Source organism: Streptomyces sp. TRM64462, from assembly GCF_013362995.1.
GTDB lineage: Bacteria > Actinomycetota > Actinomycetes > Streptomycetales > Streptomycetaceae > Streptomyces.
The window spans coordinates 1-5,471 of the sequence record NZ_JABWDV010000388.1 but is presented as its reverse complement, the minus strand read 5'-3'; the positions used below and the strand labels follow the sequence as shown (position 1 = coordinate 5,471).

Below are 5,471 nucleotides of genomic sequence, written 5' to 3'. Positions count from 1 at the left end.
GAGGCCGCCGCGCAGGCCGCGGACGCCGTGGCCGCAGCGTCCGGCGGCAGCGGGGGCGGCTGGCGCCTCGCGGGGCTGGCCGGGGCGGCGATAGGCGTCGTCGCGGCGGGCGCGGCCGCCGGTGTCGCCGTCGAACGGCTCACCGTCGGGCGCGGCATGCGCAGGAAGGCCCGCCTCGCCCTGGACACGGCGGCACCGTTCGGCGAGCTGCGCGGCACACCCGGCACGGCGCTCGCGGAGGACGGCACGGCCCTCGCGTACGAGGTCGACGAACCGGACGGGTCCGGCGTCACTCCCAAGGGCCTGTTCGGGCGGAGCGCGCCCGCACCCGTCACGGTCGTCTTCAGCCACGGCTACTGCCTCACCCAGGACTCCTGGCACTTCCAGCGCGCCGCCCTGCGCGGCCGCGTCCGTACCGTGCACTGGGACCAGCGCGGCCACGGCCGGTCCGCGCGCGGCGTCGCCCAGTCCGGGCCCGACGGCGTGCCCGTCTCCATCGACCAGCTCGGCCGCGACCTGAAGGCGGTCATCGACGCGGCCGCGCCCCGGGGCCCGCTGGTGCTGGTCGGGCACTCGATGGGCGGCATGACGGTCATGGCGCTGGCGGACCAGTACCCGGAGCTGATCCGGGAGCGGGTCGCCGGCGTGGCCTTCGTCGGTACGTCGTCGGGGCGGCTCGCCGAGGTCAGCTACGGCCTTCCGGCGGTGGGCGTCAACGCCGTACGGAGGGTGCTCCCCGGGGTGCTGCGGGCCCTCGGGTCGCGCGCCGAGCTCGTGGAGCGGGGCCGGCGGGCCACCGCCGACCTGTTCGGGGGGCTGGTCAGGCGGTACAGCTTCGGGGACGCCAAGGACGTGGACCCGGTGGTCGCGCGGTTCGCCGAGCGGATGATCGAGGCGACGCCGATCGACGTGGTCGCGGAGTTCTACCCGGCGTTCACGGAGCACGACAAGGCGGACGCGCTCACCGTGCTGGCCGACGCCGGCGTGCCCGTCCTCGCCCTGGCGGGCGACCGGGACATGGTCACGCCCTCCTCGCACACCGAGACGATCGCCGCGCTGCTGCCGGCCGCCGAGCTGGTCGTCGTACCCGACGGCGGGCACCTGGTGATGCTGGAGCACCCGGACACGGTCACCGCGCACCTCACGGAGCTGCTCGTCCGGGCCGGAGCGGTGCGGGGCGCGACGGGAACCGGGACCGGGACCGGTACGCGGAGCGGTTAGGTTGGACGACATGGAAGCAGCGCACACGGAGCCCACGGCGGTCGTCGCCCGGCTCACCGTCCACTCGCCCGACGAGATGCGGGAACTCGGCCGGAACCTGGCCAAGCTGCTGCGCCCCGGCGACCTGGTGATGCTCACCGGCGAGCTGGGCGCCGGCAAGACGACCCTGACGCGCGGCCTCGGCGAGGGGCTCGGCGTACGCGGCGCGGTCACGTCACCGACGTTCGTCATCGCCCGCGTCCACCCGTCCCTGGTCGACGGCCCGCCCCTCGTCCACGTGGACGCGTACCGGCTGGGCGGCGGCCTCGACGAGATGGAGGACCTCGACCTCGACGTGTCGCTGCCGGAGTCGGTGGTCGTCGTGGAGTGGGGCGAGGGCAAGGTCGAGGAGCTGACCGATGACCGGCTGCACGTGGTGATCCACCGGGTCGTCGGCCATACGGACGACGACCGGCGCGAGGTCACCCTGACCGGGCTCGGGGCGCGCTGGGCGGGCGTGGACCTGGCCGCGCTCGGCTGAGAGCGCGCGTTCCGCGCGGGTTCTGCGCTCGTTCCGCGCGCGTTCCTCCCGTACGTTCCGACAAGGCGTCGGTAAATTGTTGCGCCGTACCTCCGAGGCGTGGTCACATGGATCCACAGACCCTGGTTAGGTCTACCTAACTACGCCTGGAGCCGGGAGGCAATCATGCCGCAGCAGCAGCCGGGGCGGCCTCAGCCGTCGGATGTGTCCATGCGTGACCTGCTGGCGTCCTGCGCGGCCGCGAACGCCGTCTCCACACCGCCGCGCCCGGTCGCCGACTCGGAGCAGACGGACACCGAGGAGCGAGAGCCACCCCGCGCCGCGTGACCCCTGAGGGTGGTCACGGCCCGAGGGCGTTACGGGATGACGACGACCTTCGTTCGGACGGTCGCGACCGTCCACAGTGCGTCGCCGTCCTCGCGGGTCATCCGCACCCCGCCCGTACGGCGCGTCGGGTCCGGGCTGGCCATCGAGCCGTCCACGGCCGCGCTGAAGCCGACCGTGACGCCCTCCACCGAGGTGAACCGCACCACGTGCTCGACCTGCACGCCGTCCGAGCCGCGCACCTTGCCCGACCGCGATGTCACGGCGTAGGTGCCCGGCGCCGGGTTGACGGTGCTCGGCATGACCGTGAACGTACGCGTGACCTTGTCGTTCTCGTCCACCAGCCACACCCGCCGGTCGGCCAGCGCGTACACCACGCGCTCGCCCGAGCCCGACTGCGGCGGCAGCGCCGCCGGGTCCTGCGCCGATGTGCCGGCCGAGCCCCGCGCGGCCGGGGAGGCGGAAGCCGACGGTGCGGGCGTGCTCGACGGGCCGGCCTTGCCGCGGAGGTCCGCGGGCGCGTTGGCCGACGCCTGATAGGCGAGGAAACCGACCGCCGCGAGTGCCGCCGCCGTGAGCCCGGCCACGAATCCCGAGCTGCTCCTTGCCACGCTGCCCACCTCTCGTACGACGTATCGGTGTGACGGTAGCAGCAGTGCGCGGGGCGGTACGGGGCGCCGTGCGCGCGCCGGGAGAGCCGTAGGCTGTTCGCGTGCTGTTGCTCGCCATGGATACCGCAACCCCCGCCGTCACCGTCGCCCTCCACGACGGCACGTCCGTCGTCGCCCGGTCGGGCCAGGTCGACGCGCGCCGACACGGGGAGCTGCTGCTGCCCGCCGTCCACCGCGCCCTCCGCGAAGCCGGTCTGGGCCTGGACGCCGTCACGGACATCGTCGTGGGCGTGGGCCCCGGCCCGTACACGGGGCTGCGCGTCGGCCTCGTCACGGCCGCGACCTTCGGGTCGGCGCTCGGCGTCCCGGTGCACGGGCTGTGCACCCTGGACGGGCTCGCCTACGCCTCCGGGCTCGACGAGCCGTTCGTCGTGGCGACCGACGCGCGCCGCAAGGAGGTCTACTGGGCGCGCTACGACGACCGCCGCACGCGCGTGACCGAGCCGTCCGTGGACCGGCCCGCCGACATCGCGGACCAGGTCGCGGGGCTCCCGGCGGTCGGCGCGGGCGCGCGGCTGTACGGGGAGGTGTTCCCGGACGCCCGCGACCCGGAGCACCAGTCGGCCGGGGCGCTCGCCGCGCTGGCCGCCGAGAGGCTGGCGGCGGGCGAGAAGCTGCTGGAGCCCCGCCCCCTGTACCTGCGGCGGCCCGACGCGCAGGTGCCGAAGAACTACAAGGTGGTCACGCCCCGGTGACCGGGCCCGTGGTGCTGCGCGCGATGCGCTGGTGGGACATCGCCCCCGTCCTGGAGCTCGAACGGGAGCTGTTCCCCGATGACGCCTGGTCGGAGGGCATGTTCTGGTCCGAGCTCGCGCACGCGCGCGGCCCGGGTGCGACACGGCGGTACGTGGTGGCCGTGGCCGAGGATGACGGGCGCGTCGCCGGGTACGCGGGGCTCGCGGCGGCCGGCGGGCTCGGGGACGTCCAGACCATCGCGGTCGCCCGCGACCAGTGGGGTACGGGGCTCGGCGCCCGGCTGCTGACGGAGCTGCTCCGGTACGCCACGGACTTCGAGTGCGCCGAGGTGCTGCTCGAAGTACGGGTGGACAACACGCGGGCGCAGCGGCTGTACGAGCGCTTCGGCTTCGAACCGATCGGGTTCCGCCGCGGCTACTACCAGCCGGGGAACGTGGACGCGCTGGTGATGCGCCTGACCGTACAAGAAGACGTGAACGAAGTAGACGTGGACAACACGGAGAGCGCTGAGAGCCATGGCTGACGAACCCCTCGTCCTCGGTATCGAGACCTCCTGCGACGAGACCGGCGTCGGCATCGTCCGGGGCACGACCCTGCTCGCGAACGCCGTCGCGTCGAGCGTCGACGACCACGCCCGGTTCGGCGGTGTCGTCCCCGAGATCGCCTCACGGGCCCACCTGGAGGCGATGGTCCCGACCGTCGAGCGCGCCCTGAAGGAGGCGGGTGTCTCCGCCCGCGACCTGGACGGCATCGCCGTCACGGCGGGCCCCGGCCTGGCGGGCGCGCTGCTCGTGGGCGTCTCGGCGGCGAAGGCGTACGCGTACGCGCTGGGCAAGCCGCTGTACGGCGTGAACCACCTGGCCTCGCACATCTGCGTCGACCAGCTGGAGCACGGCCCGCTGCCCGAGCCGACGATGGCGCTGCTGGTCAGCGGCGGCCACTCGTCCCTGCTGCTCGCGCCCGACATCACGTCGGACGTCCGCCCGATGGGCGCCACGATCGACGACGCGGCGGGCGAGGCCTTCGACAAGATCGCGCGCGTGCTGAACCTGGGGTTCCCGGGCGGCCCGGTCATCGACCGGCTCGCGAAGGAGGGCGACCCGGCGGCCATCGCGTTCCCGCGCGGTCTGACGGGCCCTCGGGACGCGGCGTACGACTTCTCCTTCTCCGGCCTGAAGACGTCGGTGGCCCGCTGGGTGGAGGCGAAGCGCGCGGCGGGCGAGGACGTGCCCGTACGCGACGTGGCGGCCTCCTTCCAGGAGGCGGTCGTGGACGTGCTGACCCGCAAGGCCGTACGGGCCTGCAAGGACGAGGGCGTCGACCATCTGATGATCGGCGGCGGTGTGGCGGCCAACTCCCGCCTGCGGGCGCTCGCGGAGGAGCGCTGCGAGCGGGCCGGCATCCGGCTGCGCGTGCCGCGCCCCGGCCTGTGCACCGACAACGGCGCGATGGTCGCGGCGCTGGGCGCCGAGATGGTCGCCCGGAACCGGCCGGTGTCCGACCTGGAGCTGTCGGCGGACTCGTCGCTGCCGGTGACGGACCCGCATGTCGCAGGGAACCACGACCACGACCACGATCACGACCACCTGCACGAGATCAGCAAGGAGAACCTGTACTCGTGACGGTCACGCTGATGTGGGAGGCGCGGGCGGCGGCCGGACGGGGGAGCGAACTCCTGGCCTGGGCGCGGGCCCAGTCCCTCCCGGCCGAGCCCGCGCGCCGCGAGACCTTCTCGGCGCCGCAGGACCGGGTGCTGGTGCTGACGTGGTGGGACGCCGGGGCCGGTGACCCTCCGGAGCTTCCGGAGCCGCCGGCCGAGCTGGTCACCCGCCCGGTGCACCGCTGGCGCTTCACCTCGCACGGCGTTGGCTAGGTCGTGTCCGGCGGATCATGCCTGGGCCGCGGGGTCTGGCACGCACTCCCCCAAGCTCTCGGCTCCGCTCGAGCAGGGGGGACCCCCAGCGGCGTTGTCGTCGGTCGCGATGGCTCCTTCCCCAAGCTCTCGGCTTCGCTCGAGCAGGGGAGACCCCAACCACTCC

Annotated in this window: 8 protein-coding genes; 7 read left to right on the top strand and 1 reads right to left on the bottom strand. The window is 74.2% G+C overall.

What is annotated here, in order from left to right; all coding sequences use genetic code 11:
- The 3 genes from HTZ82_RS22155 to HTZ82_RS22145 form a co-directional block, all read left to right on the top strand.
- Positions 1-1,221 (top strand): alpha/beta fold hydrolase (locus HTZ82_RS22155; RefSeq protein ID WP_254712032.1); only part of this gene is annotated, 1,221 nt, incomplete at its 5' end.
- A gap of 10 nt (positions 1,222-1,231) precedes the next feature.
- The gene (gene tsaE / locus HTZ82_RS22150; RefSeq protein WP_175411201.1) at positions 1,232-1,741 is read left to right on the top strand and encodes a tRNA (adenosine(37)-N6)-threonylcarbamoyltransferase complex ATPase subunit type 1 TsaE; all 510 of its coding nucleotides are present in this window, start codon (positions 1,232-1,234) and stop codon (positions 1,739-1,741) included.
- A gap of 165 nt (positions 1,742-1,906) precedes the next feature.
- The gene (locus tag HTZ82_RS22145) at positions 1,907-2,068 is read left to right on the top strand and encodes a hypothetical protein (protein ID WP_175411200.1); all 162 of its coding nucleotides are present in this window, start codon (positions 1,907-1,909) and stop codon (positions 2,066-2,068) included.
- A gap of 29 nt (positions 2,069-2,097) precedes the next feature.
- On the opposite strand, the gene HTZ82_RS22140 is transcribed toward HTZ82_RS22145, so the two are convergent.
- Positions 2,098-2,676: a L,D-transpeptidase gene (locus HTZ82_RS22140; protein ID WP_175411199.1), complete on the bottom strand. Its 579-nt coding sequence runs from the start codon at positions 2,674-2,676 to the stop codon at positions 2,098-2,100.
- Positions 2,677-2,777: 101 nt separating this feature from the next.
- On the opposite strand from HTZ82_RS22140, the gene tsaB reads away from it, so the two are divergent.
- The 4 genes from tsaB to HTZ82_RS22120 are packed head-to-tail and all read left to right on the top strand — an operon-like array spanning position 2,778 to position 5,305.
- Positions 2,778-3,431 carry a tRNA (adenosine(37)-N6)-threonylcarbamoyltransferase complex dimerization subunit type 1 TsaB gene (tsaB, locus tag HTZ82_RS22135; RefSeq protein WP_175411198.1) on the top strand — a complete coding sequence of 218 codons (654 nt, stop codon included), beginning with the start codon at positions 2,778-2,780 and terminating at the stop codon, positions 3,429-3,431.
- Positions 3,432-3,454: 23 nt separating this feature from the next.
- Positions 3,455-3,955, top strand: a complete 501-nt coding sequence (gene rimI / locus HTZ82_RS22130; RefSeq protein WP_175411202.1) for a ribosomal protein S18-alanine N-acetyltransferase — start codon at positions 3,455-3,457, stop codon at positions 3,953-3,955.
- A complete protein-coding gene (gene tsaD / locus HTZ82_RS22125; RefSeq protein WP_175411197.1) occupies positions 3,948-5,054 on the top strand; it encodes a tRNA (adenosine(37)-N6)-threonylcarbamoyltransferase complex transferase subunit TsaD in 1,107 nt (368 codons plus the stop codon). Before rimI ends, tsaD begins: the two co-directional genes overlap by 8 nt.
- Positions 5,051-5,305 carry a hypothetical protein gene (locus tag HTZ82_RS22120; RefSeq protein WP_175411196.1) on the top strand — a complete coding sequence of 85 codons (255 nt, stop codon included), beginning with the start codon at positions 5,051-5,053 and terminating at the stop codon, positions 5,303-5,305. Before tsaD ends, HTZ82_RS22120 begins: the two co-directional genes overlap by 4 nt.
- Positions 5,306-5,471: the final 166 nt, after the last annotated feature.